The 25,011-nt window shown below is 67.5% G+C and carries 18 protein-coding genes and 1 tRNA gene; 8 read left to right on the top strand and 11 right to left on the bottom strand.

The features are described from left to right. Positions 1 to 36: 36 nt before the first annotated feature. The 3 genes from K9B35_RS17720 (at position 37) to K9B35_RS17710 (ending at position 5,015) form a co-directional block, all read left to right on the top strand. On the top strand, positions 37 to 2,073 hold the full coding sequence (locus K9B35_RS17720; protein ID WP_412103485.1) for an alpha-glucuronidase: 2,037 nt from the start codon (positions 37 to 39) through the stop codon (positions 2,071 to 2,073). A gap of 67 nt (positions 2,074 to 2,140) precedes the next feature. Beyond that, the gene (locus K9B35_RS17715) at positions 2,141 to 3,244 is read left to right on the top strand and encodes a LacI family DNA-binding transcriptional regulator (protein ID WP_224923324.1); all 1,104 of its coding nucleotides are present in this window, start codon (positions 2,141 to 2,143) and stop codon (positions 3,242 to 3,244) included. After that, entirely contained in the window at positions 3,237 to 5,015 is a 1,779-nt protein-coding gene (locus K9B35_RS17710; RefSeq protein ID WP_224923323.1) for an IlvD/Edd family dehydratase, read from the top strand. The genes K9B35_RS17715 and K9B35_RS17710 overlap by 8 nt, the downstream gene beginning before the upstream one ends. 173 nt (positions 5,016 to 5,188) lie before the next feature. Here the strand turns inward: K9B35_RS17710 and K9B35_RS17705 are convergent, their stop codons facing one another. Genes K9B35_RS17705 through K9B35_RS17685 form a run of 5 tightly spaced genes read right to left on the bottom strand, consistent with a single transcriptional unit; the run spans position 5,189 to position 11,328 of the window. Then, on the bottom strand, positions 5,189 to 7,072 hold the full coding sequence (locus K9B35_RS17705) for a sialate O-acetylesterase (protein ID WP_224923322.1): 1,884 nt from the start codon (positions 7,070 to 7,072) through the stop codon (positions 5,189 to 5,191). Then, on the bottom strand, positions 7,069 to 7,947 hold the full coding sequence (locus tag K9B35_RS17700; protein ID WP_224923321.1) for an SMP-30/gluconolactonase/LRE family protein: 879 nt from the start codon (positions 7,945 to 7,947) through the stop codon (positions 7,069 to 7,071). Before K9B35_RS17700 ends, K9B35_RS17705 begins: the two co-directional genes overlap by 4 nt. Then, positions 7,938 to 8,723, bottom strand: coding sequence for an SDR family NAD(P)-dependent oxidoreductase (locus K9B35_RS17695; RefSeq protein ID WP_224923320.1), 786 nt, complete (start codon positions 8,721 to 8,723; stop codon positions 7,938 to 7,940). The genes K9B35_RS17700 and K9B35_RS17695 overlap by 10 nt, the downstream gene beginning before the upstream one ends. A 5-nt stretch (positions 8,724 to 8,728) precedes the next feature. Then, on the bottom strand, positions 8,729 to 10,162 hold the full coding sequence (locus K9B35_RS17690) for an aldehyde dehydrogenase family protein (RefSeq protein WP_224923319.1): 1,434 nt from the start codon (positions 10,160 to 10,162) through the stop codon (positions 8,729 to 8,731). A 26-nt stretch (positions 10,163 to 10,188) separates the two neighbouring features. Beyond that, positions 10,189 to 11,328 carry a fumarylacetoacetate hydrolase family protein gene (locus K9B35_RS17685; RefSeq protein ID WP_224923318.1) on the bottom strand — a complete coding sequence of 380 codons (1,140 nt, stop codon included), beginning with the start codon at positions 11,326 to 11,328 and terminating at the stop codon, positions 10,189 to 10,191. A gap of 134 nt (positions 11,329 to 11,462) precedes the next feature. Between K9B35_RS17685 and K9B35_RS17680 the strand changes: the two genes are divergently transcribed. The 4 genes from K9B35_RS17680 to K9B35_RS17665 are packed head-to-tail and all read left to right on the top strand — an operon-like array spanning position 11,463 to position 18,155. Beyond that, positions 11,463 to 13,094, top strand: a complete 1,632-nt coding sequence (locus K9B35_RS17680; RefSeq protein WP_224923317.1) for a glycoside hydrolase family 43 protein — start codon at positions 11,463 to 11,465, stop codon at positions 13,092 to 13,094. After that, positions 13,091 to 14,596 carry a tryptophan halogenase family protein gene (locus K9B35_RS17675; RefSeq protein WP_224923316.1) on the top strand — a complete coding sequence of 502 codons (1,506 nt, stop codon included), beginning with the start codon at positions 13,091 to 13,093 and terminating at the stop codon, positions 14,594 to 14,596. The genes K9B35_RS17680 and K9B35_RS17675 overlap by 4 nt, the downstream gene beginning before the upstream one ends. Next, positions 14,593 to 15,699, top strand: a complete 1,107-nt coding sequence (locus K9B35_RS17670; RefSeq protein WP_224923315.1) for a tryptophan 7-halogenase — start codon at positions 14,593 to 14,595, stop codon at positions 15,697 to 15,699. The genes K9B35_RS17675 and K9B35_RS17670 overlap by 4 nt, the downstream gene beginning before the upstream one ends. Next, on the top strand, positions 15,696 to 18,155 hold the full coding sequence (locus K9B35_RS17665; protein ID WP_224923314.1) for a glycoside hydrolase family 3 protein: 2,460 nt from the start codon (positions 15,696 to 15,698) through the stop codon (positions 18,153 to 18,155). Before K9B35_RS17670 ends, K9B35_RS17665 begins: the two co-directional genes overlap by 4 nt. A gap of 97 nt (positions 18,156 to 18,252) precedes the next feature. Here K9B35_RS17665 and K9B35_RS17660 read toward each other — a convergent pair whose 3' ends face one another. The 6 genes from K9B35_RS17660 to K9B35_RS17635 all read right to left on the bottom strand — a co-directional run bounded on the left by K9B35_RS17660 (position 18,253) and on the right by K9B35_RS17635 (position 24,066). Then, the gene (locus K9B35_RS17660; RefSeq protein ID WP_224923313.1) at positions 18,253 to 19,740 is read right to left on the bottom strand and encodes a tryptophan halogenase family protein; all 1,488 of its coding nucleotides are present in this window, start codon (positions 19,738 to 19,740) and stop codon (positions 18,253 to 18,255) included. Further along, positions 19,737 to 20,510, bottom strand: coding sequence for an aldose 1-epimerase (locus K9B35_RS17655; protein ID WP_263622723.1), 774 nt, complete (start codon positions 20,508 to 20,510; stop codon positions 19,737 to 19,739). The genes K9B35_RS17660 and K9B35_RS17655 overlap by 4 nt, the downstream gene beginning before the upstream one ends. A gap of 53 nt (positions 20,511 to 20,563) precedes the next feature. Then, the gene (locus K9B35_RS17650) at positions 20,564 to 21,691 is read right to left on the bottom strand and encodes a hypothetical protein (RefSeq protein ID WP_224923312.1); all 1,128 of its coding nucleotides are present in this window, start codon (positions 21,689 to 21,691) and stop codon (positions 20,564 to 20,566) included. Beyond that, on the bottom strand, positions 21,688 to 22,677 hold the full coding sequence (locus K9B35_RS17645; RefSeq protein WP_224923311.1) for a glycoside hydrolase family 5 protein: 990 nt from the start codon (positions 22,675 to 22,677) through the stop codon (positions 21,688 to 21,690). Before K9B35_RS17645 ends, K9B35_RS17650 begins: the two co-directional genes overlap by 4 nt. A 108-nt stretch (positions 22,678 to 22,785) precedes the next feature. Then, positions 22,786 to 23,949 (bottom strand): alpha-hydroxy-acid oxidizing protein, encoded by a 1,164-nt coding sequence (locus tag K9B35_RS17640; protein WP_224923310.1) that lies wholly within the window; start codon positions 23,947 to 23,949, stop codon positions 22,786 to 22,788. A gap of 40 nt (positions 23,950 to 23,989) precedes the next feature. Continuing rightward, positions 23,990 to 24,066 (bottom strand) — tRNA-Arg (locus K9B35_RS17635). Positions 24,067 to 24,261: 195 nt separating this feature from the next. Between K9B35_RS17635 and K9B35_RS17630 the strand changes: the two genes are divergently transcribed. Then, on the top strand, positions 24,262 to 25,008 hold the full coding sequence (locus K9B35_RS17630) for a queuosine precursor transporter (RefSeq protein ID WP_224923309.1): 747 nt from the start codon (positions 24,262 to 24,264) through the stop codon (positions 25,006 to 25,008). Positions 25,009 to 25,011 lie beyond the last annotated feature (3 nt).

Genomic DNA, 25,011 nt, shown 5'->3' with positions numbered 1-25,011 from the left:
CAGGAATCGGACCGGCGCGTGACGAAAGGGGTGAGGATGGTGACTGCGCGGCTCTGTGCGCTGCTGCTGCTTGCGGTGTCGTTCGCCACAGGCGGTGCGGCGCGCGCGGAGGACGGATATCGCCTGTGGCTGCGCCATGCGCCGGTCGCCGATGCTGCGCAGCAAACACCGGGCTCAGTCACCCTGTCCGGCAGCGACTCGCCGACCGCGTTGCTCGCACGCGACGAGCTCACACGGGCGCTTTCCGAACTATATCCGCACGGCGCGGCGGGTGGCGGGACACCGATCCTGCTCCGCCGCGTCACCGATCCCGCGATGCGCGACGGCGCGTTCCGGATCGCACCGGCCGAGCGCGGCGTGGCGATCATCGCCGCGAGCGATACCGGGCTGCTTTACGGCGCCTTCGCCCTGCTGCGCGAACTGGGGCAGGGCAAGGCGATCGGCGCGATCCGCCTCGACGAGGCGCCGGCCTACACGCTGCGGATGCTCAACCATTGGGACAATCCCGACGGGCATGTCGAGCGCGGCTATGCCGGGCGGTCGATCTTCGACTGGTGGCATCTGCCCGGTTATGTCGACGCGCGGATGACCGACTATGCGCGCGCCAATGCCTCGATCGGCATCAACGGCGTCGTCATCAACAACGTCAACGCCCGCGCGATGATGCTGGAGCCGCGCTACATCGCCAAGGTCAAGGCGCTGGCCGACACCTTCCGCCCCTGGGGCATCCGCGTGTACGTCTCAGCCCGCTTCTCCGCGCCGCGCGATATTGGCGGCCTCAAGACCGCCGACCCGCTTGACCCCGCCGTGCGCGCATGGTGGAAGGCGAAGGCGGATGAGATCTACACCGCGATCCCCGATTTCGGCGGCTTTCTGGTCAAGGCAAACTCCGAAGGTCAGCCCGGCCCGCAGGATTATGGCCGCAGCCATGCCGATGGCGCGAACATGCTGGCCGAAGCGATCGGCGAGCGCGGCACCGTGATCTGGCGCGCCTTCGTCTACGCCGCCGAGAACAAGGAAGACCGCGCGAAGCAGGCATTCACCGAATTCCAGCCGCTCGACGGCAAATTCGCGAAGAATGTGGTGGTGCAGGTCAAAAACGGCCCGATCGACTTCCAGCCACGCGAACCGTTCCACCCGCTGTTCGGCGCGATGCCGAGAACGCAGCTGGCGATGGAGCTGCAGATCACCAAGGAATATCTCGGCTTCGCCTCGCACCTCGCCTTTCTCGGCCCGCTGTTCGAGGAAGCGCTCGGCGCCGATACCGGGCGCGGCGGCAGCGTAGCGGAGACGGTCACGGTCATCGCTGGGGTCGCCAACACCGGCAGCGACCGAAACTGGACCGGATCGCATTTCGATCAGGCCAACTGGTACGCGTTCGGTCGACTGGCGTGGAACCCAAAGCTGCCGAGCGACCAGATCGCGCGCGAATGGGCGGCGCAGACGTTCAGCCGTGATACCGCTTTCCTGAACGCAGTCGTGCCGATGATGATGTCCAGCCGTGCGGCGGTGGTCGATTACATGACCCCGCTCGGCCTCGCCCATGTCATGGGCACCGGCCATCACTACGGCCCCGCGCCATGGGTGTCCGACCTCGCCCGGCCGGAGTGGAACCCGGTCTATTACCACCGCGCCGATCGCGCCGGCATCGGGTTTGACCGCACGCCGACGGGCAGCAATGCACTCGCCCAATATGCGCCCGATGTCGCGAAGCGCCTGCTGGCGGACGAGGAACTGCTGCTGTGGTTCCGGCATGTGTCATGGGACCACCGGCTGAAGAACGGGAACACCCTGTGGGAGGAACTGCCCCGCCGTTACGACCGTGGCGTCGCGGCGGTGGCACGGATGGGCGCGACCTGGGCGACGCTCGCGCCGCATGTCGACACGCAGCGCCATCGCGCGGTCGCCGATTTCCTGCGGGTTCAGGCGGACGAAGCGCAATGGTGGCGCGACGCGAGCCTTGCCTATTGGTCCGCCGTCTCCGGTCGTGCGCTCCCCGCCGGCCATGCCGCGCCCCGGCATCCGCTGAGCTGGTATCAGGCGCAGCGCTTCCCTGAGGCGCCGGGCGAATGATTGCGCTCCCACTTCGGGTCACGCTGCGCTTGCTGCCACGGGCGAACGGGGCGTATGGGCGATGACCATGGCTCTACCTGCATCTGCCAAGCCCCGTTCTTCCCGCCGCCGTGGTGGCGCTCCCACCATCGCCGATGTCGCGACGGAGGCGCAGTGTTCGCCGATGACGGTTAGTCGGGTGATCAACGGCGAGGGCAATGTCCGCGAGAACACACGCGAGCAGGTGCTGGCGGCGATCGCCAAGCTCAATTTCGCGCCCAATCGCGCCGCGCGCAGCCTGGCCGGGGGCGAGCAGCTGCGCATCGCGCTGATGTTCGACAACCCGTCTGCGTCCTACCTCAGCGAATTCCTGATGGGCGCGCTGGAGGAGGCGAGCCGCGCCGACATCCACCTCGTCGTCCAGAATTGCGAGAATGTCGCGGAGGCCAAGTCTCTGGTCCATCACCTGATCGACGGCGGGATCAAGGGCTTCATCCTGCCCCCGCCCTTGTGCGACGATCAGAGCGTGCTCGACCTGATCACCGACGCCGGGGCCGTCGCGATCGCGGTCGGGCCGGGCAAGGCGAGCGGGTCACACGCCGCCGTCCTGATCGACGATTTCCAGGCCGCCTATGACATGACGCGGCACATCATCGACCTTGGCCACAACCGCATTGGCTTCATCATCGGCAACCCCGAACAGGTGTCGAGCGGCCGTCGCCTCAATGGCTACAAGGCCGCGCTCGAAGCCGCCGGCATCCCGGTGCGCGAAGAGCTGATCGCGCAGGGGCGCTTCACCTATCGCTCGGGGATGCAGGCTTCGGAGCGGCTGATCTCGGTCGATCCGCGCCCGACCGCGATTTTCGCGTCGAACGACGACATGGCCGCAGCAACCGTCGCAGTCGCGCACCGGCTGCATCTCGACGTGCCCAACGACATCACCGTCTGCGGCTTCGACGATACCGCGATGGCGAGCACGATCTGGCCCGAACTGACCACGGTCCGCCAGCCGATCCGCGGCATGACCGCCTGGGCGGTGTCGGCGGCGGTGCGCATCCTCAAGGCACGCCGCAACGGCGAGCCGCTCGAGGTCGAGCAGAAAACCTTGCCCTACACTCTGGTCCGCCGCGATTCGGATTCTGCGCCGACGCTGGCCCGCCGCGCCTCGCCCAAACGGAGCCCTGATGCCTGACGATACACCCGTGCGGCTGCGGTCGCGCGACTGGTTCGACAACCCCGAACGCTGGGACATGACCGCGCTCTATCTCGAGCGGTTCATGAACTATGGCGTGACGCCCGAGGAGCTTCAGTCGGGCAAGCCGATCATCGGCATCGCGCAATCGGGCAGCGACCTAAGCCCGTGCAACCGCATCCATCTCGACCTCGCCAAGCGCGTGCGCGACGGCATCCGCGATGCGGGTGGCATCCCGATCGAATTTCCGGTCCATCCCATCTTCGAAAATTGCCGCCGCCCGACCGCGGCGCTCGACCGCAACCTCGCTTATCTTGGCCTGGTCGAACTGCTCAACGGCTATCCGATCGATGGCGTGGTGCTGACCACCGGCTGCGACAAGACCACGCCGAGTCAGGTGATGGCGGCAACCACGGTCGACATCCCCGCGATCGTCCTGTCCGGCGGGCCGATGCTTGATGGCTGGCATGAAGGCGAGCTGGTCGGCTCCGGAACCGTGATCTGGCGCAGCCGCCGCGCGCTCGCTGCGGGCGAGATCGACGAGGCGGAATTCCTGCGCCGCGCGACCAGCAGCGCGCCTTCGGCCGGGCATTGCAATTCCATGGGCACGGCATCGACGATGAATGCGGTCGCCGAAGCGCTCGGCCTGTCGCTCACCGGCTGCGCGGCGATCCCGGCGCCCTATCGTGAGCGCGGGCAGATCGCTTACCGCACCGGCCAGCGCATCGTCGAAATGGTGCGCGCCGACCTGCGCCCGTCGCAGATCCTGACGCGCGAAGCGTTCCTCAACGCCATCGCCACCGTCACCGTGTGCGGCGGATCGTCCAACGCCCAGCCGCACATCGTCGCGATGGCACGCCACGCCGGCCTCGAGCTGGAGCCGGAGGTCTGGTACGATCACGGCTACCACCTCCCGCTGCTGGTCAACATGCAGCCGGCGGGCAAGTATCTCGGCGAGCGCTTCCACCGCGCGGGCGGCGTGCCCGCGGCGATGTGGGAATTGCTGCAGGCGGGGAAGCTGCACGGCGACTGCCTGACCGTCACCGGACGGACGATCGCGGAGAATCTTGCCGGCACCGAAAGCAACGACCGCGAGGTGATCCGCCCGTTCGCCGATCCGCTTCAGGAGAATGCCGGTTTCCTGGTGCTGAGCGGCAATCTGTTCGACTTCGCGATCATGAAGACCTCGGTCATCTCCCCCGAATTCCGCCGCCGCTATCTGTCGCGACCGGATGCGGAGAATGTGTTCGAGGCGCGGGCGATCGTGTTCGACGGCTCGGACGACTATCACCACCGCATCAACGATCCCGATCTGAACATCGACGCCGACTGCATCCTCGTGATGCGCTCGGCGGGCGTGCTCGGCTGGCCGGGTTCTGCGGAAGTCGTCAACATGCAGCCGCCCGACGCGCTGATCCGCGCCGGCGTGAACTGGCTGCCGACGCTCGGCGATGGCCGTCAGTCCGGCACGTCGGATAGCCCCTCGATCCTCAACGCCTCGCCCGAAAGCGCGGCGGGCGGTGGGCTGGCGTGGCTGCGCACGGGGGACACGATCCGCATCGACCTCAACACCCGCCGCTGCGACATGCTGGTCGAGGCTGAGGAGATCGAACGGCGCAAAGGCGACGGACTGCCGGAGGTTCCGGCGAGCAACACGCCGTGGGAACAGCTGGCGCGCGAAAAGACCGGGCAGCTGGCCGAGGGCGCGGTGCTGGAATTCGCGCTGGAGTATCGCCAGACGTCGAAGACGCTGCCGCGCCATAATCATTGAGTGTGAGGGACATTCTTCAAATTCCGTCATGCTGAACTTGTTTCAGCATCCACCGTGCCGCCACCGACTCAGTCGCGTGCGGAAGAGTGGACCCTGAAACAAGTTCAGGGTGACGGTTGGAGAAAGCGGGCAGGCGCTGACTTGATCCTCGATGGAGGAAACAGATCAGCCCCTCACTCCACCACCAGCTCGAACGACGTCGGCGTCATGTTCGCCGCGTCGTAGAGATTGACCACCGGCGTATCGGCCCAGGCATAGCGCACCCGCGTCACCGGCTGGCCATCGCCCTTCACGCGAACGCTGCTGCCTTCGACGACCGCCGCAGCAAAGCGGCAGCTCTGCGCACACAGCTCGAACCCGATCGGCGCGCCGCTCCAGCCCACCAGCGCCCCTTCGATCCCGCTGAACGTCACGACCACATCGCCGCCATCGCGCCGCGCCGACACCGCCTGTGGCCCCGGCTTGCCCAGCGCCGCGCGGGCGAGGCGCTTGCCCAGTTCGTTCTTGTCGCCGGGATGGATGTCGGTGCGCGAACCGATGTCGATCGCGGAAACCAGCGCCGTGCCCGGCGTCGCCGCGACTGCGCGCCGCTGCTCATCGCGCAGCTTGCCCCAGCCGCTTTCGACCGGAGCGCTCGCCGGGGCGCCATAATCGGCGAGGCCCACCACCAGCACCGGCAGCGCCGGATCGCCCGACTGGCGCCGATAGCCGTCGATCAGGCCGCGCAGCCGCACGTCATAGCCGGTCTGCCCGGAATCGCTCTCGCCCTGATACCAGGCCACACCGCGCAGCCCGATCCCGCCCAGCGGCGCGACCATCGCATTGCCGATCAGGCCGAGGCCCGCAATATTGTCCCATGGCGGACGCGGCGGCGCGCCCTTGGCCGCCGAGATCCAGTAGCGCCACTGGTCCCCCAGCGGGATGCTCGACCCGTCGGATAGGCTGAGCTTCAGGCGTTCGGCCGGGCCCATGAAGCCGCCGGTGCCATAGCTGTTCCACACCGCGACCACGACCTCGTTGGCCCCGGCTTTCCAATAGCTGCCCGGCACTTTGTAATCGCGCGGGTTGGACCAGCCGAAGCTGTTGCCGACCGGCTTGCCATTGACGAACGCCTGATCGCCATCGTCGATAATACCCAGCGACACCGTCGCGCCGCCGCGCGCCTGTTCCGGCGTCAGCGTCACCGTGCGGCGGAACCACACCCAGCCGATAAACCCCTGAAGTGGTGCCTCACCAAGGCTGTCCCACGGCCCCACGCCGGGCACCGGCGACCACTGGACCGCATCGGGCGTACGCCAGGGTTCGATCGTGTCCTGCGTCCGCCACCAGTCGATCCAGCGCGGCGCAAATGCAGTGTTCGCGGCGAGCGGGTCGCGGTCATAGGTTTCGAGCAGCGCCGCGTCCTGCGCACCATAGATGTTGCGCGTCGCGACCGGATCGAGCCAGGCGCGGATCGCGGTGCCGCCCCAGGTCGCGTCGATCAGACCGATCGCGACGCCCGGTTCAGCCTTGCGCAGCTCGCGCGCCATATACCAGCAGGCGGCGGAAAATTCAGGTGCGGTGTCGCGCGTTGATGCCTGCCAGCTGGCCGGCTCGCTAAATTTGCGCAGTGGCCGCGTCGAGGTCGCCTTGGGCACGGTCAGCAGCCGCAGCATCGGATCGGCGGCGCTGTTCATCTGATTGTCGAAATCCAGCGCACGGCGCACCGGAAATTCCATGTTCGACTGGCCCGAACACAGCCAGACATCGCCGACCATCACGCCCTTCGCTTCGATCGCGGCATCGCCGGTCGCAGCATGCAGGCGCCAGGGGCCGCCCGCTTTCATCGCGGGGAAGGTTGCGCGCCAATGGCCGTCCTTGTCGGCCTTGGCCTGCGCGATCGTGTCGCCGAGCGTGACGGTCAGGGACATGCCGGGAGCGGCTTCGCCCTCGACCACGATCGGCTTGTCGCGCTGAAGCACGCCCTCATCGCCGATGGCGGGGGCGAAGGCGAGCTGCGCGGCGGCGGGCAGGGGAGCAAGCGCCGTGGCGGCGAGCAGCACTGCCGTCCGCCTCACGCGACGTGCGCCCGGGCGAGTTTGTGGCCGGGGACGCTCGCGTCGAACGCGAACAGATCGCCGGCATGCGGCTGGGCGGCGCGTTCCTCGGCGCTCAACCCCTTGGCAGCAGTGGTGGCGTAGAGCGTGGTCAGCCCCTCTCCGCCGAACGCCAGCTTGGTGACATTGGCCACCGGCAGGCGCACAAATTCGATCTCACGTCCCGTCGGATCGAAGCGGCGCGCGCCATGGCCGGCGTAAAAGCCGACCCAGACATTGCCCTCAGCATCGGTGATCGACCCGTCGGGATAGCCCTCATCGCCGGTGAAGGTCAGATAGGGCTGAGCGCCGCCGAGCGATCCGTCGTCATGCAGCGGCGCGACCCAGATGCGGCGGCCGATCGTGTCGGTGAAGTAGATGCGGTCGCCCGCCGGGGACACTGCCGGGCCGTTGGTGATGCTCACCGGTCCCGGCCCGACCCGGTCGATCTGTCCGGCATCGAGCCGGTAGAACCAGCCGGTGGCGGCGGATTCGCTATTGTCCATCGACCCGAACCACACGCGACCCTGCGCGTCGGTGCACGCGTCATTGAGGCGGTTGCCGGGGAGTGACGGCTCGACCACGCGCCAGAAGGTAAAGGCGCGTGTGTCGGGATCGAACCAGTGCAGCCCGCTCTGCAGCCCGCACAGCAACCGGCCATTGTCGGCGGGCAGCGCCCAGCCGATCTCGCCGGGCGCATCGGCGCTGCTCAGCGCGGCGGTTGTCGGGTCGAAACGGTGGAGCTTCTTGCCCTTGATATCCACGAACCACAGGCAGCCGCGTGCCGCGTCCCACACCGGACCTTCGCCCAGCGTGGCGCCGACACGCGCGGCGACCCGTGCTTCGGTTACCGCCATCCCGCATCCACCCAGTAATTATGCGCAGTGCACATCCGGGCATCGTCAGAGGCGAGGAAGGTCGCCATCGCGGCGATATCGGCGGGCTGGATGCGACCGTTCAGCGCCTGCGCGGCGACGATCTCCGCCTCCCCCTCGGGCGTGTACCACTTTTCCTGCCGCGGCGTCTGAACATTGCCGGGAACGATGGTGCAGGCGCGAATGCCGTGCGGGCCGAGTTCACGCGCAAGGCTGCGGGTCAGCCCCTCGATCGCCGCCTTGGCGGTCTGGTACAGCGTCAGGTCGGGCAGGCCGAGATGCCAGCTGATCGACCCGAAATTGATGATGACGCCATGCCCGGCCTCTTTCATCCCCGGTACCACCGCCTGCGCGGCGAAGAACAAATGGCGCAGATTGACCGCCATCCGATCGTCCCAATAGGCGGGCGTGACCTCCTCGATCCCGTGGCGGTCGTCGCTCGCGGCATTGTTGAGCAGGATGTCGACCGGCCCCTGCTCGGAAAGGATATTGGCGAGGCACTGCTGCAGCGCCGAAACATCGGTCAGGTCGCAATGCGAAAACTGCGGCGCATGGCTCGCGCCCGGGGTCAGGCGTGCGCGCAACGCCTCACCCGCCTCGGTCTGGACATCGACGAAGCTGACCCGCGCGCCCTGCGCCGCGAATGCCTCGACCAGCCCCTCGCCGATCCCCGACGCGCCGCCTGTGACCAGCACATGGCGGTCACGCAGGCTGGGATAGATGGCGCGCAGCGCGGCCGACTCGGTGGATTTCTGCAACAACCTCAATCCCCCGAATAGACCGTTTTGACGGTCGTGTAGAATTCAACCGCGGCAAAGCCCTGTTCGCGGGCGCCGTAACTGGACTTGCGCGTGCCGCCGAATGGCACGTGATAATCGACGCCCGCAGTGGGCAGGTTGACCATCACCATCCCGGCGCGGATGCGCTTGCGGAAATCGCGCGCATATTTGTGGCTGGTGGTGACGATGCCCGACGACAGGCCGAACTCGCCCTGATTGGCGATGTCGAGCGCGTGCTCGTAATCCTTCGCGCGGACGGTCGAGACGACGGGTCCGAACACTTCCTCGCGGTTGATCGTCATGTCCGGATCGGTGTCGGCGATCAGCGTCGGGGCCATGAAATAGCCGGGCGTGTCGAGCGTGAGCGGATCGGGTCCGCCGCTGGCGACGCGGCCGCCTTCCTCGATCGCCTTGCGGACATAGCGGAGATTCTGCTCGAACTGGCTCTCGCTCGACGCCGGGCCGACCTGGGTGTCGGTGGCAAGGGCAGGGCCGACCTTCAGCGCATTCGCACGCTCGGCGAGCGCGGCGACGAAACGGTCGTGGATCGCGTCCTCGACGATCACCCGGCTCGACGCGGTGCAGCGCTGCCCGGTCTGGAAGAAGCCGCCGTCAAGCGCGACCGCCACCGCCTTGTCGAGATCCGCGTCGGCGAGCACGACGAGCGGGTTCTTGCCGCCCATCTCCAGCTGCACCCGCGCCTGCCGCGTCATCGCGGCCATGCCGACCTTGGCGCCGACGCCCTGCGACCCGGTGAAGCTGATCGCATCGACATGCGGGTGATCGACGATCGCCTGACCAACGCCGCCCTGACCGAGCACGAGGTTGAACACACCTGCAGGCGCGCCGCATTCCTGAATGATGTCGGCGAGCGCGCTCGCCATCGCCGGGGTGACATTGGCGGGCTTCATCACGACGGTATTACCAAAGGCGAGCGCAGGCGCGGCCTTCCATGCCGGGATCGCGATCGGGAAGTTCCACGGTGTGATCAGGCCGACCACGCCCACCGCCTCGCGATAGGTCGCAACATCAAGGCCCGGCCGCGTCGATTCGAGCGTCAGCCCGTGGCGGCGCAGCGCCTCCCCGCCGAAATAGCGGAAGATGCGCGCGGCGCGCATCACCTCGCCCATGCCCTCGGCGCGGGTCTTGCCCTCTTCGCGCGCGAGCAATTCGCCGAGTTCAGCGGCGCGCGCCATGATCATCGCGCCGACCTTGTCGAGCAGGTCTGCGCGGACTTCGGGCGAGGCCGCGGCCCAGCCCGGCTGTGCGGCGCGGGCGGCCTGCACCGCTTGGTCGACCACCGCAGCATCGCCTGCAGCAAAGGTCGCGATGACCTCGTCGGTGTTCGACGGGTTACGGCTTTCCAGTGGCGTGTCGACCGCGACGCGCTCGCCATTGATCAAGTGGGTCAGCTTCATGATGTGCATGTCCTGCAAGTCAGAGTTCAAATCCGTTCGGCGAGCCCGCGGCGGGCAAGGTCGCGCACGAACGCGGCGATGCCCATTTCCCATTTTGGCGCGTCCCGCGACGTCGTCACCGTGTTGGCGAGCGTGCCGAGGCGGGGCGATGCGATCGTCACGCGGTCGCCGACCTTGTGGGTAAACCCGCCGCCCGGCACATCGCGATCCTGCGTCGGCGCGAACAGCGTGCCGAGGAACAGGACGAAGCCATCGGGATAATGATGCTCGCTCATCGCCTGCGCGGCGATGTCGAGCGGGTCGCGGCTGATCTCGCTCATCCGGCTCGCGCCCTCAAGGCGGAAGCCGTCGCTGCCCTCGATCGTCAGCGCGACATCGGCGCTGCGCACATCGTCGATGGTGAAGCCGCCGTCGAACAGGCGGATGAACGGGCCGAGTGCGCAGGACGCGGTATTGTCCTTGGCCTTGCCCAGCAGCAGCGCCGAGCGCCCCTCGAAATCGCGCAGGTTGACATCGTTGCCCAGCATCGCGCCGACCGTTTCGCCACGGCTGGAAATCGCCAGCACGATCTCAGGCTCGGGGTTGTTCCAGCTCGAATCCGACCGCACGCCGATCGGCGCGTCATGCCCGACCGCCGACAGCACCGGCGACTTGGTGAAGACTTCGGCATCCGGGCCGATCGCGACCTCCAGATATTGCGACCACATGCCATCTTCGATCAGCACCGCCTTGAGCGCAGCCGCCTCGGCCGATCCGGGGACGACCGATCGGATGCCGCTGCCGACGCGTTCTTCCAGTCGACCGCGAATCGCCGCCGCCTGGCTCGCATCGCCGCGTGCGCGCTCCTCGATCACCCGCTCGATCGCCGACACCGCAAAGGTGACGCCCGCCGCCTTGATGCATTGCAGGTCGATCGGGGCGAGCAGGGTCGCGCCATCGGGCAGGCGCGGATCGGCCGCGTCGAGGTCGGCGATGTGCCGGCCATGTGCGGGCGTGGTCAGCTCGCGATCAATCGCACCGGCGATGGTGGCAGTCCCCGGCGTCAGGTCGAACAGCGCGCCATCGGCGATCAGGACCGGCACCGGACCGTCCCCCTGATCGATGCGCCCGAGGAACCGGCCAGACCGCCAATCGTCCGGCAATATCCCAGCCAGCGAGACCGTCATCGCTTGTACCCCTCCGACATCATTGCTCTTGATAGCGCTAACATCATGCTCCTATGGAGGTGTCAAGCATCGTGCGGAAAAAACGTCGGTGCACGCGCGGGGAAACCCGTGCAGACAAGGAGGAGAGGAGCGAGATGAAGGGTTTGGCCGCATTGTTGGCGCTGTCACTTGCTGCGCCCGCTGTTGCGCAGCAGAGCGCGGCGCGATTCGATTTCGTCACTTATTCGGCGGAGTCAGAGGTGCGCAAGCTTCCCGCCGGGCAGTTCGCGAATCCGGTGCTGCCGGGCTTCCGTCCCGACCCGTCGATCGTGAAGGTGGGGCAGGATTTCTACCTCGTCACCTCGACCTTTGCCTGGTTCCCCGGCATCCCGGTCTATCACAGCCGCGATCTGGTGAACTGGCGCCAGATCGGCAATGCGATCGACCGCCCGGACATGCTCGATTTCAGCGGGCTGGCGCTGGATCGCGGCGTGTTCGCGCCGACGATCGAATATCATGACGGCACCTATTACATCCTCAACACCTGTGTCGGGTGCCGCGACAATTTCGTGCTGACCGCAAAGGATCCGGCGGGGCCGTGGAGCGGGCCGCACTGGCTCGATTTCGGAGGAATCGACCCCTCGCTCTATTTCGAGGATGGCCGGGCATGGATCATCAACAACGACGCGCCGCCGGGGAAACCCGAATATGACGGCCATCGCGCATTGTGGATGCAGGAAGTCGACCTCGCCGCCTACAAGATGAAGGGGCCGCGCCACTTGCTGGTCGACAAGGGCGTCGATCCCGCGACCAAGCCGATCTGGGCGGAGGGGCCGCATATCTATAAGGTGGATGGCTATTATTATCTCTCGGCGGCCGAAGGCGGCACGGCGGATCAGCACGCCCAGACCATCTATCGCTCGCGCAACCTGACCGGCCCGTACACCCCCGGCCCGGTCAACCCGATCATGACCCAGCGCGACCTGCCCGAGGATCGCCCGAACCCGGTCCAGGCGACCGGTCACGCCGATATGGTCAAGCTGGACGATGGCAGCTGGTGGGCCGTGTTCCTCGCGACCCGTCCGTTCCGCGGGCAGGAAACGCTGTTGGGTCGCGAGACCTTCCTGCTGCCGGTGACGTGGAAGGATGGCTGGCCCTCGATCCTGCCACCGCGCACGCCGATGCCCGCCAGCGTCGCGCGCCCGAATCTGCCCGCCTCGCCCGGCGAAGCGCGCGACTGGCGCGAAGAGTTCGATGCGCCAAAGCTCGCCCAGGACTGGCTGATGCTGCGCTCGCCCAAGGGTGCGCCATGGTGGCGGATCGCCGATGGCGCGCTGACGCTGGATGCGCGCCCAGTTGCGGCAGGTGCGCTCGCCCAGCCCAGCTATATCGGCAAACGCATGCGCCACGCGAAAGCGAGCTGGACGACGCGCGTGTCGTTCGATCCCAAAAGCGCGTCGGAGCGCGCGGGGCTGCTCGCGGTGGCGAACGAGAACCACTTGATGTTCGCGGGGCTCGAAGGCGACAAGCTCGTGGTGCGTCGGCGGATTTCAAAGGATGAGCCCGAGAATGGCGTGGTGATCGCATTGGTCCCGCGTGACGGTGCGACGCAGGTTGAGCTCAAGCTCAGCTTCGATGATGGCATCGCGCAGGCGCAATGGCGTCCGGTTGGCGACACCGCCTGGCGCAGCATCGCCAAGGATGTGGACGCTTCGCGGCTCGCCACCATTCATGCCGGGCTGTTCATGGGGCTGGTCGTCGGCCCGCACGCGGCGAGCGCCCCATGATCGATCCGGTGCGCGTCGTCATCGTCGGGGGCGGAACCGCGGGGTGGATGGCCGCATCCGCCCTCGCGCGGTTCCTGCCCGGCGTGGCCGATGTGCGCCTGATCGAATCCGAAGAGATCGGCATCGTCGGGGTGGGAGAGGCGACCCTCCCGCACCTGCGCGCCTTTCTCCAGCGGCTAGGCATCGATGAAGCCGAGATGATGCGTGCTACCAACGCGACCTACAAACTCGGCATCGATTTCCGCGACTTTGGCAAGCTGGGCGACCGCTATGTCCACCCGTTCGGCGCTTATGGCGTCGATCTCGCCGGGGTGGGGTTCCACCATTATTGGTTGCGTGCGCGGGACGAAGGATCGCGGCGGAGCCTTGAGGACTATTCGCTCCCGATCGTTGCGGCGCGCGCCAATCGCTTCGCGCTTCCGCCGGCTGACGGTGATTTCCTGTCGACCAGCTATGGCTGGGCATATCAGTTCGATGCGACCAAACTCGCGCCGATGCTGCGCGGCTATTCGCAAGCACGCGGCGTGACCCGGACCGAGGGGCGGGTCACCGGCGTCGAGCGGGACGGTGAGAGCGGCGACGTCACCGAACTTATGCTGGAGAGCGGCGAGCGCGTTGCCGGCGACCTGTTCATCGACTGCTCGGGCTTCCGCGCGCTGCTGATCGGCGGCGCGATGGATGCGGCGTGGGAGGATTGGTCGCACTGGCTGCCCTGCGACCGCGCCGCCGCGCTGCCCGCTACTCGGGTTGACGGGCCGATCGAGCCGTACACGCGCGCGACCGCGATGACGGCCGGCTGGCGCTGGCGCATCCCGCTCCAGCATCGTGTCGGCAATGGCTATGTGTTCTCCAGCAGCTTCCTGTCGGAAGATGCCGCGTGCGACGCGATCCTCGGCGCAGTCGAGGGGACACCGCTCGCCGACCCCCGCATCCTGCGCTTCCGCGCCGGGCGGCGGCGTGAAAGCTGGGTCGGCAACGTCGTCAGCATCGGCTTGGCCAGCGGCTTTCTCGAACCGCTTGAATCGACCAGCATCCATCTCGCGCAAATGGCGGTGATGCGGCTGATCGAGCTGTTCCCGGAGCGCCAGATCGACCCCGCCGACCGCGCCGCGTTCAACGCCACGGTCGATTATGAATATGACCGCGTCCGCGACTTCCTGATCCTGCATTATCACGCGACGACGCGCGACGACTCGGACTTCTGGAACCATGTCCGCACGATGGATCTGCCCGATAGCCTGGCCGGCAAGCTGGAGCTGTGGCGTGAGGCGGGGCGGATCGAGCAACATGGCGAGGGACTGTTCCTCGAACCAAGCTGGGTCGCCGTCTATCTGGGGCAGGGGATGATCCCCGCGCGGCACGATCCGCGCGCGGACAATCCCTCACCCGCCGCGCTCACCCGCGCCCTCGACGATATGGCCCGCACCATCCGTGAGCGGGTCGATGCGATGCCCGACCATGAGGCCGCCTTGCGCGCGCAGGGCGCATGGGGGGCGGCATGAGCGGCCCTGCCAGCGTCGGGGTGCTGGGCAGCGGCGTGGTCGCGCTGTCCGCCGCCATCGCTTTTCGCCGTGCGCTTCCAGCCGCGCGGATCACACTGGTCGAGCAGCCCAGCCATCCCCACTCGCTGCTCGACCGCATCGGCGCCGCGACGCTGGCGATCGACGCCTTCCACCGCGCGATCGGGCTCGACCAGAGCCTGTTCATCCGCCGCACTGGCGCGGTCGCGATCTATCGGACCATGCTCGACGGCGAGCGGCTCGGCGCGCCGGGTGCGATCCCGCATGTCGCGGGCGTCGCGCTGCACCAGCTATGGTTGCGCAGCCTGGCCGAACGGCCCGATGCGACGCCCGACTGGGCGACGCTGACCGCGCCCGGGGCGGAGCCGTTCGGCGTGCGCTTCGACATGCCCGCCTATTGCGCGCTGCTTGCGGAAATGGCGGCTGCACTAGGGATTGAGAGGGGCGAGGCAGAGGACGGCGCGCTGCTGCTCGATTGCACTGCGCCGGGTCCAGAGTGGATCGACGCATCGGCGCATCTGCCGAGCGTCGTTGCCGAGCCGATCGCTCCCGGCGGTGCTGAAGGCGAGACGATCGCGACCACCGGCGATACGGTCGAATGGAGCGCGCCGCCCTGGGGCTGGAAACTCGCGCGGGGAGGGGGCTTGCCGCCGGGCCGCCACCCTGCGCCGCGCGCCGGTCGGCGGATCGCGCTGGGCGAGGGGGCGCTGGTCGCCGAGAGCTTCGACGGCCACGCTTTGTCCGCGGCACATGCCGATATCCTGCGCGCGATCGAATTCATGCCGCATGCCGAGCCGAGCGCGCGTGAGGCGGCGGAGGTTAACCGCCGCACCGCCATCGCGCACCAGCGGATGATCGACTGGGCGACCGAGCGCTGGAGCGGCCCACCGACCGACGATCTGGCCACCCTGCGTCGCGGCTTTGCGGCGCGCGGGCGGATGCCCTATCGCGACTGGGACCCCGTCACGCCCGGCGAGTGGATTGGCTGGTGGTTCGCGCACGGGATCCGTCCCGACCGCGTCGACCCCAGCGCCCGCGCCGTATCCCAAGACCAACTGATCCGCATCCTGGAGAGGACTAGATGAAACGATTGATGCTTCTGGCGCTCGGCGCCGCCCTGGCTGCCCCGCTCGCGGCGCAGGAAAGCCCGGTGAACCCCGAGATCTGGCCAAGCCCAACCTGGCCGCAGCAGACGGACAACGCTGTCGAAGCGAAGATCGCGGCGCTGATCGCCAAGATGTCGGTCGAGGAGAAGGTCGGCCAGATCGTCCAGGCCGACATCGCCAGCGTCACCCCGGCGGATGTGCGCACCTATCACCTCGGCTCGGTCCTCAACGGCGGCAGCAGCGGCCCCTATGGCGACGATTTCGCGCTGGCGCCGAAGTGGCTGCAACTCGCCGATGAATTCTACGAAGCGTCGGTCGACAAGAGCGGCGGGCGCGTCGGCGTGCCGATCATCTGGGGCACCGATGCGGTCCATGGCCACAGCAACATCATCGGCGCGACGCTGTTCCCGCACAATATCGGCCTCGGCGCGATGCGCGATCCCGACCTGATCGAGAAGATCGCCCAGGCCACCGCGCTGGAGATCCGTGCGACCGGTCAGGAATGGACCTTCGCCCCCACCGTCACCGTCCCGCGCGATTTCCGCTGGGGCCGCGCCTATGAAGGCTATTCGTCGGACCCCAAGCTGGTCGCGTCCTATGTCGAGCGGATGGTGCGCGGCCTGCAGGGGCCGGGCAGCGGCACCAACCTGCTCGCCGGTCCCTATGTCCTCGCCTCGACCAAGCATTTCCTCGCCGATGGCGGCACGCATGAGGGGCGCGATCAGGGCGATGCGCGGATCAGCGAGACCGAGCTGCGCGACATCCACGGCGCGCCCTATATCCCCGCGATCGAGCAGGGGGTCGCGACGGTGATGGTCAGCTTCTCCAGCTGGAACGGCACCAAGATGACCGGGCACAAGGGGCTGCTGACCGATGTGCTGAAGAAGCGCATGAACTTCGGCGGCTTCCTCGTCTCCGACTGGAACGCGCATGGTCAGGTCGAAGGCTGCACCAATGCGTCCTGCCCCAAATCAGTCAATGCCGGGCTCGACATGTATATGGCACCCGATAGCTGGAAGCCGCTCTGGCATTCGCTGGTGGCGCAGGTGAAGTCGGGTGAAGTGCCGATGGCGCGGCTCGACGACGCGGTCGCGCGCATCCTGCGGGTCAAGATGCGGCTGGGCCTGTTCGAAGCGGGCAAGCCATCGACGCGCAAATATGCCGGCGACTGGTCGCTGCTCGGCCATGCCGATCACCGCGCGGTGGCGCGCGACGCGGTGCGCAAATCGCTGGTGCTGCTCAAGAACAACGGCTCGCTGTTGCCGGTCAAGGCGGGCGCGCATGTGCTGGTCGCGGGCGATGCCGCCGACGATATCGGCCGTCAGGCCGGCGGCTGGACGCTGACCTGGCAGGGCACGGGGGTGAAGAACGAACAATTCCCCGGCGCAACCTCGATCTGGAAGGGTCTGGAAAGCGCGGTGACGGCGACTGGCGGCAGCGCGGAGCTTGTCGCGGACGGCAAGTTCGCGAAGAAGCCCGACGTCGCGATCGTCGTCTTCGGCGAGACGCCCTATGCCGAGTTCCAGGGCGACCTTAAAACGCTCCAGCTGCGCCCTGAATTGCGCAAGCCCTATGAGACGATGAAGGCGCTCAAGGCGCAGGGGATTCCCGTGGTCGCGGTGATGGTCACTGGCCGCCCGCTGTTCATGAACCCCGAACTCAACGCCGCCGACGCGTTCGTCGTCGCGTGGTTGCCGGGATCGGAAGGGGCGGGAATCGCCGACTTGCTGGTCCAGCGCAAGGATCGGCGCGCGCCGTACGACTTTACCGGCAAGCTGCCCGTCGCCTGGCCCGCCACCGCGCGTGCCGATGGCCCGACGCTGTTTCCCTTCGGCTATGGCTTGACGCTTGCTGGCGGTCCGGCGGCATGGAAGCCGCTGTCGGAGGATAGCGAAGTCCCCGACGAGGATGCCGGCAATGTCTATTTCGCGGGCGGCGTTCCGCCAGCGTCCTGGTCATTGCTGGTCTATGGCGACCCGGCGGATTCGACGCGCATCACCACCGTTCCCGCAGTGGCGGCAAGCGGGCGCGTGCGGGTGAGCGCGGTCGACCATGTCGTGCAGGAAGGCGCGCGCCGCTTCGCTATCGCTTCGGGCACCGCCGATGTCGCAGTCGCGACCCAGGCGCCGCTCGACCTGACGCGTGAAACCAATGGCGATGTGATGCTGGTCGCGACGATGCGCGTCGACGCCAAGCCCGCCGGCCCGCTGCATTTCCGCATCGGCAATGCCGCCGTGCGCGCAACTGCGGTCGAGGGCGCGAAGCTCGGCGCGTGGGTCAGCTATGGCGTGCCGCTCAAATGCTTCGCCAAGGGTGGCGCGAATCTGGGCCGGGTCGAGGCACCGTTCGTGCTGCGCAGCGAAGGGGCGGTCACCTACAGCCTGTCGCGCGTCGCGCTGGGGACAGCGGCGGATCAGGTCGTGAGCTGTCCCTGACTCCGTTTGTGCTGAGCTTGTCGAAGCACGGAGGGAATCCCCTTCGGCGAGCTCAGGACAGGCCCTTCGACAGGCTCAGGGCAAACGGCTGGTGTCGCTATTTAACCATCGCCGCGATCTGATCGGCATGGCCGGGGAGCTTCCCGGCCACGTCGGCATAGGTCGCAGCGATATGCCGCATCGCGCCTGTCACCCGCGCATCGTCCATCGAATCGACCAGCGGGTCGTGCCCCTCGGGCATGATCCCCTGGCCGATCAGCACCGCGACCCAGCTCGGCACGCCGAACAGGTCATGGTCATAGCGGCGGATGCGCCCGCGCTCGCGCCACAGCTCCAGCTTGGCGGCGAGGCTGTCGGGGACCGTCATCTCGCCCACATGCCGCCAAAGCGCGGTGTCGCGCCGCTGCGTCGCCTTGTAATGCAGCACGATGAAATCGCGGACATATTCGTACGCTTCGTGCATCAGCCGGTTATATTCGTCGCGCCCCGCCGACCCCATGCCGCTGTCGGGGAACAGCCACATCAGCTTTGAGATGCCGGTCTGGATCAAATGGATGCTGGTCGATTCGAGCGGCTCGATAAACCCGGCGGACAGGCCCAGCGCGACGACGTTGCCCTGCCATTGCCGCTCGCGCACCCCGGCGGTGAAGGACAAAGCGCGCGGCTCGGCGGTCGCGGGCGCGTCAAGGTTCGCCAGCAGCGTCTCACGCGCCGCCTCGTCACTGCCGAACGCGCTGGCATAGACGATGCCATTACCGGTGCGGTGCTGGAGCGGGATGCGCCATTGCCAGCCAAATTCATGCGCGGTGGAGCGCGTGAGCGGGGTCAGCGGATCGGCACGCTCGCATGGCACCGCCATCGCGCGGTCGCACGGCAGCCAGTGCGACCAGTCGCGATAGCCGACCCCCAGCGCATCGCCGAGCAACAAGCTGCGAAAGCCCGAACAGTCGATGAAGAAATCGCCCGCGATGCGGCGGCCATCATCCAGCACGACTGCGGCGACATGGCCGCTCTCGCCATCGCGCTCGACCGACGCGATCTTCCCCTCGACGCGCTTCACGCCTCCCGCTTCGGCCCGGCGGCGCAGGAATGCGGCGTAGAGCCCGGCGTCGAAATGATAGGCGTAAGCCAGCCCACCCAGCGGCGTGCGCGGATCGGCGGCGGGGTGGGCAAAGCGGTCGCGCCGCGCCGCCTGCGCCGCCATCCAATAGTCCTCAAGGCTGCCGATCCGGTGCTTGAGCCAATATTGGTGGAACGCGACGCCCTGAAAATCATGCCCCAGATCGCCGAACGGGTGCAGGTAGCGGTCGCCCTTGCGCCCCCAGTTCACGAACTCGATGCCGAGCTTGATCGTCGCGCCGGTCTCACGGACAAAGTCGCGTTCGTCGATGCCCAGCTGGTGGTTGAACTCGCGGATCGGCGGGATCGTCGCCTCGCCGACGCCGACGGTGCCGATTGCGTCGGATTCGATCAATGTGATCGTCCGGCGCCCGTCGTTCAGGAAGCGCGCGGCGGCGGCCGCAGTCATCCATCCGGCGGTACCGCCGCCGATGATGACGATGCTGGCGACGGGCGGAGCGGTCATGCGCGCACGCTAACAGGTTGCGCGATCAGGCGCATCGTCGCGCGATGGCTCGCACCGGGCGCAACCGCGACGCTGAGCGCGTTGGGCAGGTGGGCGACCGGCTCGAAACAGAAATGCGGGGCGCCGCCCGGGGTATAGACCACCGCATGATCGACCTCGGACTCGATTTGCAACACGCGCCCCGGCCAGGCGATCGTCGCGACCCCGTCCCAGCCAGAAAAGGCGCAGTCGAGCGCGCGTTCGGCTACCGCGAAATCGACCTGCCGGTCGGCAATCTCGACCGGATCGTCGGGCAGCATCCGCGCATCGGGTGGCCAGCGCCGCTCCGCCGCAAAGCGCAGTCGCGCGCCCGCTGCCGGAAAATAGGGGTGATGCCCGCACGCCAGCGGCACGTCGAACGCCTCCAGATTGCGCGCGGTGAGCGTGACGGTCAGTGTGTCGGGGGTCAGCGCGACCACCTGCTCGGCCGCAAAGGCAAAAGGCCAGCGCGCATCGCCCGCATGGTCGAGCGTCAGGACGACGCGATCGTCGCACGCCTCGCGGACCTCCCATGCCGACGTCCAGCCGATGCCGTGGATCGCATGCGGCTCGGGCGCGAAGTTCGGCGCGATCGCATAGCGCTCCCCCGCCCAGTCGAACCGCGCATCGGCGATCCGGTTGGAAAAGGGCACCAGCGGAAAGCTCGCCATACCTAGCGGATCGCGCGCCGTGATGGCCTCCGCCGATGCCGCGCGCAGCATCGGCGCGCCATCGACGGTCCATCCGGTCAGTGCACCGCCCAGCGCCGGGGCAACCGCCGCACGCGCAGCCCCGGCAATAAGGGTCAGTTGCTCGACGATGTCAGCACCGCTTCTTCGCGAATGACATAGACGGGCCCGACCTCGATCTCCTGCTGCGCGCCGCCGGTGTGGATCGCGAGCTGCGCCGCGCCCTTGGCGATGTCCATCCCGGCCTGGGTGCGGAACTGGTACAGCCGCCAGTTCGGCCCGACCTGAATTTGCTTGTCGAGAAAGCCGTCATAGGGCGCGCTGTTCCTCTGGATGCGCACCGACAACAGCCCCTGGCCATCCGTCGTGCCCGCCGACAAGGTCCGCGCGAGCACCGCGACTAGCAGCACGTCGCCGTCCTTGATCTCCTCGTTCAGCGTGATGCTCGCGCCCGAGACGTAGGGCGCGGTCCCGGCCGCCGCGATGCTGAACAAGGTGCCGACGCGGCCATAGACATTGGTCACGGTCGCTTTGGTCGTCTGCCCCGCGCCGTGAAAGCCCCAGTCGCGATTGGCCGGATCGTTGAGCATCTTGCCCTTGTCCTTGAGCTGCGGCGGCAGCTCCGGATCGGGCGCGGCGGCGGTCTCGACGCGCTTGGTCGTGCGGATGCTGGTCGCACCTTCGACGATGATGACCTGGCCGATCTCGATCACCTGTTTCGCCCCGGCAAGCTGAAGGCCGACCACGGCCTGTCCGGTCGGCAGCGCCTTGTCCGATCGCGCGGTGACTTCGTACAGCGCCCATTCGCTGCCCACGTCGAGCACGGTGTCGCCAAAGCCGGCATAGGGCGCGGCATTCTGCTGGAAGCGCACGCCGATCTTGCCCTTGCCGCCCGGCGCCTCGGACTTCACCGTGCGGGCATAGAAGGCCACCGTCACATCGCGCCCGACCGCGATGCCGCGCCGGATCGGCACGTTCGCGCCGCTGTCATAGATGTTGGCACCGGCGCGCGGCACCTCGACCCGCACCGCCGCGCCGCCGCCGGGGATCGTGGCGTCCTGCACATTCTTGGTCTTCTGCTCGGCACCGTAAAAGGCCCAGTCCATCCGCGACGGATCGTTGATCAGCGTGCCGGGCAGGGCATCGTCCAGCGCCTGCAGCTCGGCGGTCGGCTGGTCCTGTGCCGCACCGGCGGCGGGGGCCAGGGCGGCAAACGCCGCCGCCGCGATCAGAACGCGCTTCATTCCGGCAGCCCCATTGCGCCGCGCAGACCCGGAAGCCATTGCTTCTTCTCCTTGTCGTAAAATGGGAAGGTGTTGCTGTACGCCCATGTGCACATGCCGATGTCCATCGGGCCGAACGCGGCGGTGACCGCGCGGTGATAGGCGACGCGCTGGTCGAGGCTGGTGGTGGTGTGCGCCCCGGTCTCACCCATGAACGGCGTTTTGCCGGTGCGCGCGATATAGGCGCGGATCTTCTCGACATCGCGCTTCAGGCGCAGCGCATCCTCGGCGGTGCCATAGGTGCGGCCCAGCGGCGGTGCCGGATTGACCCAGCTCGCGCCCTGATGGGTGAAGTCGAACGGCTCGTAATAGTGAAAGGTCGGGACGATATGCGGGTCCTCGGGCAGTGGCAGCGTCGCGAGGCTGTCGATCCCGCTCCAGAACTCGCCGCCGACGATGACGGGGCGATCGGGGTTGGTCTCGCGGATCGCCTTCAGCGCCGGGGTGATCACCGCGATCAGGTTCTTGTTGTCGAACTTCTCGTGCGGCTCATTCTCCACCTCGAACCACACATGCTCGCGCGGCATGTCGGCAAAGCGTGCCGCGATCTGCCGCCACATCGCCGCCAGCTGCGGCGCGCTGCCCAGCGGATCCTTGTGGATCGCCTCGAAATGATGGCTGTTGAGGATGACGTTGAGCCCCGCCGCGCGCGCCTGTTCGACCGCGCTGCGGACGCGCTTCATATAGGCTTCGTCGATCTTGAAGTCCGGCCCCTTGCCGGCATGCGTGTCCCAGCGGACGGGCAGGCGGACGGTCTTGAACCCGGCCTTGGCGATGATCGCCATATCGTCATCGGCCAGCGGCTTGCCGCCCCAGGCGGATTCGGCCGGCGGCTCGAACGTGTTGCCGATGTTGATGCAGATGCCGACCGGCAATTTGTCGGTCCGGGCGGGCGCGGCTTGCGGCGCGGCGGCAAGCAGGGCGACCAGCGCCAATGGGGCGATCATGCGCATCTCTCCTCAAGGTTCCGGCCGCTGTCGGACCGTGTACGAGTCGATTGGTAGCGCTATCAGACAACGCTGGTCAATCGGGGTTTTGAGTGATCCCTGAAGGCGTCAGGATAGCCGCCTCGCCCCCGCCTCGCGCAACGCCGCAATGCTCGGGAATCCATCGACCGCCATCAGCAGATCAGCCTCGGCCAGGATCGATCGCAGGACATGGGCCGCGCCCTCCGCTCCGCCGAGCGCAAGGCCGTAGCAATAGGGGCGACCCACGCCGACCGCGGTTGCGCCCAGCGCCAGCGCCTTGGCGACGTCGCTGCCCGATCTGATCCCTGAATCGAACAACACCGGCGCATCGCCCGCCGCCGCGACCACATCGGGCAACAGGTCGATCGCTGCGATCCCGCCATTGGCCTGTCGCCCGCCATGGTTTGAGCAATAAATGCCGTCCGCCCCTTCATCGATCGCGCGGCGCGCATCGTCGGGGTGGCAGATGCCCTTGAGGATGATCGGCAGCTTGGTCAGCGAGCGCAGCCAGGGCATGTCGGCCCAGGTCAGCACGCGCCCGAACGTTGCGGCCCAGGTCATCACCGCTGCACGCGGGTCCTCTGCCACGGGCTTGGCCAGCATCTGCTGAAAGCGCGGGTCGGACCAATAGTTGGACAGGACATGCCCGCGCAGCTGCGGGAAATTGGCGGTGTTCAGGTCGCGCGGCCGCCACCCGGTGACCCAGGTGTCGAGCGTCACCACAATCGCCTTATAGCCCGCCGCCTCGGCCCGACTGACCAGACTGGCGGCGAGTTCGGGGTCCTTGGGCGTGTAGAGCTGAAACATCCCCGGCGTGCCGCCCATCGCGGCGGCGACATCCTCCAGCGGATCGTTGGTCAGCGTCGAGACGGTCAGCGGCACCCCGGTCATCGCGGCGGCGCGCGCGGCGGCGATGTCGCCATGCCCGTCCTGCGTGCACATCCCTGCAACCCCGACCGGGGCCATGAAGAGGGGAGAGGGGAGCTTCATCCCGAACAGGTCGACCGACAGGTCGCGAACCGAGCAATCGACCATCATCCGCGGCACGATGCCCCAATGGCGAAACGCATCGGCATTGGCCCGCTGCGTCTGCTCGTCGCCGCACCCGCCCTGGACATAGGACAACAGCGACGGCGCCATCGCCGCCTCGGCGCGCTGTTCAAGGGTAGCGAAATCGACCGGGATCGTCGGCAGCACGCCCTGCAGTCCCGCGCCATAGATGGCATGCTGATAGTCGCCGAAATGCGGCATCGCGTCCCCCTCCCGGTCCTTCCGCTTTGCGCGGAATGGCTGGCGCGCCCGGCAGGACTCGAACCTGCAACTCCAAGCTTAGAAGGCTCGTGCTCTATCCAGTTGAACTACGGGCGCGCGTGAAGGCCCCGTTAGCGCATGTTTCAGCAAGCTGAAACAGCTTCGGTGCCGGCCCGCTCCCCCACCCGGCCACCCAATGACAATATTTATGGGTGGCCGGGTGGGGGAGCGGGCCGGCGCCGCCTCAAACAGGCGCGGATTGCTTGCCGCGCAAACCGCGATCATAGTCGCGTGGGCAATCGGGGGAATGCGATGAGCGACGGGGCAGGGCCGGCACGGATCAACGCGGCGCAGGTCGCGGGCGGGCATTTCCGTTACTATGACTATGTGATGGCGGCGTTCGTCGCGATCCTGTTGCTGTCCAACGTGCTCGGGGCGGGCAAGGTGGCGCAGATCTGGATTCCGTTCTGGGAGGTGTGGTGGCCGTTCGGCGCGGGCATCCTGTTCTTCCCGATCTCCTACATCATCGGCGACGTGCTGACCGAGGTCTATGGCTATGCCCGCGCGCGCCGCGTGATCTGGGCCGGCTTCGTCGCGACGCTGTTCATGGCGTTCATGTCGTGGGTGGTCGTCGCGCTCCCGCCCGCGCCGGACTGGACCAACCAGCCCGCCTATGAGGCGATATTCGGCCAGGTGCCGCGCATCGTGCTCGCCTCGGTCGTCGCATTCTGGGCGGGGGAGTTCGTCAACTCCTTCGTGCTGGCGAAGATGAAGATCTGGACCAAGGGCAAGCATCTGTGGGCGCGCACGATCGGCTCGACCTTTGTCGGGCAGGGGGTGGACAGCCTGATCTTCTACCCGCTCGCTTTCTGGGGCGCGGTGGGCTGGACCAACGATCTGGTGCTCAAGGTGCTGGTGACGCAATGGGTGCTGAAGGTGAGCTGGGAGGTGTTGCTGACCCCCGTCACCTACGCCGTGGTCGGCTTCCTGAAGCGCCGCGAGGGCGTGGACGTGTTCGACGACGGCACCGACTTCACCCCGTTCCGCACCCGGGTCTGACCA

It is taken from the genome of Sphingomonas sp. R647 (assembly GCF_020177055.1).
GTDB lineage: Bacteria > Pseudomonadota > Alphaproteobacteria > Sphingomonadales > Sphingomonadaceae > Sphingomonas.
Note: the sequence above shows the minus strand (reverse complement) of the source record. Positions and strands in the feature narration are given on the sequence as shown.

What these genes read in the sequence shown, in the direction of transcription:
- K9B35_RS17640 (WP_224923310.1), bottom strand. Translation starts at nt 23,949, where the DNA reads ATGCCGCATTTCGGCGACTATCAGCATGCCATCTATGGCGCGGGACTG.
- K9B35_RS17710 (WP_224923323.1), top strand. Translation starts at nt 3,237, where the DNA reads ATGCCTGACGATACACCCGTGCGGCTGCGGTCGCGCGACTGGTTCGAC.
- K9B35_RS17680 (WP_224923317.1), top strand. Translation starts at nt 11,463, where the DNA reads ATGAAGGGTTTGGCCGCATTGTTGGCGCTGTCACTTGCTGCGCCCGCT.
- K9B35_RS17720 (WP_412103485.1), top strand. Translation starts at nt 37, where the DNA reads ATGGTGACTGCGCGGCTCTGTGCGCTGCTGCTGCTTGCGGTGTCGTTC.
- K9B35_RS17630 (WP_224923309.1), top strand. Translation starts at nt 24,262, where the DNA reads ATGAGCGACGGGGCAGGGCCGGCACGGATCAACGCGGCGCAGGTCGCG.
- K9B35_RS17700 (WP_224923321.1), bottom strand. Translation starts at nt 7,947, where the DNA reads ATGGCGGTAACCGAAGCACGGGTCGCCGCGCGTGTCGGCGCCACGCTG.
- K9B35_RS17715 (WP_224923324.1), top strand. Translation starts at nt 2,141, where the DNA reads ATGGCTCTACCTGCATCTGCCAAGCCCCGTTCTTCCCGCCGCCGTGGT.
- K9B35_RS17665 (WP_224923314.1), top strand. Translation starts at nt 15,696, where the DNA reads ATGAAACGATTGATGCTTCTGGCGCTCGGCGCCGCCCTGGCTGCCCCG.
- K9B35_RS17660 (WP_224923313.1), bottom strand. Translation starts at nt 19,740, where the DNA reads ATGACCGCTCCGCCCGTCGCCAGCATCGTCATCATCGGCGGCGGTACC.
- K9B35_RS17685 (WP_224923318.1), bottom strand. Translation starts at nt 11,328, where the DNA reads ATGACGGTCTCGCTGGCTGGGATATTGCCGGACGATTGGCGGTCTGGC.
- K9B35_RS17675 (WP_224923316.1), top strand. Translation starts at nt 13,091, where the DNA reads ATGATCGATCCGGTGCGCGTCGTCATCGTCGGGGGCGGAACCGCGGGG.
- K9B35_RS17645 (WP_224923311.1), bottom strand. Translation starts at nt 22,677, where the DNA reads ATGATCGCCCCATTGGCGCTGGTCGCCCTGCTTGCCGCCGCGCCGCAA.
- K9B35_RS17670 (WP_224923315.1), top strand. Translation starts at nt 14,593, where the DNA reads ATGAGCGGCCCTGCCAGCGTCGGGGTGCTGGGCAGCGGCGTGGTCGCG.
- K9B35_RS17650 (WP_224923312.1), bottom strand. Translation starts at nt 21,691, where the DNA reads ATGAAGCGCGTTCTGATCGCGGCGGCGGCGTTTGCCGCCCTGGCCCCC.
- K9B35_RS17690 (WP_224923319.1), bottom strand. Translation starts at nt 10,162, where the DNA reads ATGAAGCTGACCCACTTGATCAATGGCGAGCGCGTCGCGGTCGACACG.